Consider the following 1,842-nt stretch of genomic DNA (forward strand, 5'->3'; position numbering starts at 1 on the left):
CTTCATACACGAGCCCCGCCATGCCGTACAACCCGGCGTCGCCGCTTGAAATGACGGCGACCGTTTTGCCGCGCTCGGCCCACTTCACCGCCGCTTGGGCGCGGCTCACTTCTTCGGTCATGCCCGTGCTAATGATCTCTTTTCCAGCAATGAGATCGCGCACAAGTTCGATGTACGTTTTGTAGCCAATGATGACGTCGCTTTCTTCAATCGCTTCCCGAGCCCGTTTCGTCATATGGTCGACGCTTCCCGGGCCAAAGCCGACAATGAGCAATTTGCCGCCCACTTTACAGCCCCCCTCTCCATATCTCGATTATCATCGACATCCCTAACCATATGCTGTAAATCCCTGTGACCGCACCAAGGACATAAAACAGTCGTTCCCGCTGCTTTGCTTTCCAAAATCCCCACGATAATCCAGCCGCTGTAGCAATCGTCGCAATGAGCAAGCCGGCGACAAACAGCACAAGCTGAAGGACAGCGGCGCTCACACGCACTTTTCCGACCGCGTGGGTGATAATGGCTAGCTGGGTCGGGCTTTCGACGCCAATGCCATGAATGATGCCGATGATCAAGGCGCCAGCCCAACCAACATGCGAAAAAGAACGGCAACTGTCCATTTCCCGCCTTCCCCGCAGCCATCGAGTAACCGTATGGCCGAACTCATAAAGGAGCTGAAACCGGCTTTTCACCTCACCCCGCCGAAAAAGAGAAAAAAGCATCATCCCGCCAAGAAGCACAAGCGTAACGCCAACTAAGAGCTCAATGGCGGCGGCTGACGACTCGGAAAGCCGGGCGCCGACCATGAGCGCCGCCACCCCCATGACAAACACGATTGCTCCGTGTCCAATAGCGTACATGATTCCGAGCGCCAACTGCTGTCTTCGCCGCGACTCGCTTCCGACCATATCCGCAATGGCCGCGACATGGTCGCTGTCCATCCCATGACGCATGCCGAGAAATATCGCTAACATTACATAACTGGCCCATTCCATCATTACGTCCTCCTCTTTCGAACGCCAATAACCGACTCCGTCCCACCAAGACGGGTCAACCCGTCTTCACGGTATTCATACGTCGCCCACGCGCGAAGCGGCTCGCCGTTTTGCAAATGGCGATGGACGACCTCTTTTGCCTTCTCCGGTGTCATCAACCGGTACCAGACGCCATCCGGGTAGACGATCATCACACACGCATCTTGACAGCGTCCGTTGCAGCGCGTCCTTGTTGTATGGACAGCGTCGTCAAGCCCAAGGCGGGCGATTTCCTCGCGCACCGCGGTTGTCACGTCATCTCCGCCATGGCGGAGGCACGTCCCTCCGTTGCAAATGAGCACATGATGCTTCATTCCCCGCAAATCCCACGTCGCCACCAAATCCCCCCTTTTGCTAGAATGGTAGAATGAAATGCGGCAGACGGACGGTTTTTCGACAAAAGAAAAAGCACCTCTACAGCAGAGGTGCAGAAAAATGTATACGAAAGCCGTAAACGGCCCAAACAGGGCCCCTAAAGCCGTCATTCTCCCGCACGTCTGCCTATAGTCCCGTAGGCATCCGTCCGATCCAAACAAGGCAGGTCTCCTGACTTAGGATCATCGCTTGGCGGCGTCTTCCCGAAGCATCCTTCAGTGACTTGTTGCCGCAAAGCTCCCCATCACAGTGGCGGGCACCGTGCCGGATTTTCACCGAGCTTCCCTTTTCACCCAAGCCCTAAGCGGGCTAGGCACCTTGTTTGTCTTACCGCCATATATGCGCTGTCATGGAACAAGCATCCGTTTTCATCGTAGTACAACCAATGCGTTGCCGTCAACCGTTTTTTGCCGACAAATCTTTGTTGGCGACG

Annotated in this window: 3 protein-coding genes and 1 riboswitch; all 3 genes read right to left on the bottom strand. The window is 55.5% G+C overall.

The genetic code is table 11. From position 1 onward, the window contains the following. The coding region (locus VU18_RS07780) for an SAM-dependent methyltransferase (RefSeq protein ID WP_047757896.1) at positions 1–286 on the bottom strand (286 nt) is incomplete at its 3' end. Position 287: 1 nt separating this feature from the next. Continuing rightward, a complete protein-coding gene (locus VU18_RS07785; RefSeq protein ID WP_223812636.1) occupies positions 288–995 on the bottom strand; it encodes a High-affinity nickel-transporter in 708 nt (235 codons plus the stop codon). Positions 996–997: 2 nt separating this feature from the next. After that, positions 998–1,372, bottom strand: coding sequence for a ferredoxin (locus VU18_RS07790; protein ID WP_025039121.1), 375 nt, complete (start codon positions 1,370–1,372; stop codon positions 998–1,000). A 180-nt stretch (positions 1,373–1,552) separates the two neighbouring features. Next, positions 1,553–1,745: riboswitch (cobalamin riboswitch) on the bottom strand. Positions 1,746–1,842 lie beyond the last annotated feature (97 nt).

It is taken from the genome of Geobacillus sp. ZGt-1 (assembly GCF_001026865.1).
Classification (GTDB): Bacteria; Bacillota; Bacilli; order Bacillales; family Anoxybacillaceae; genus Geobacillus; species Geobacillus thermoleovorans.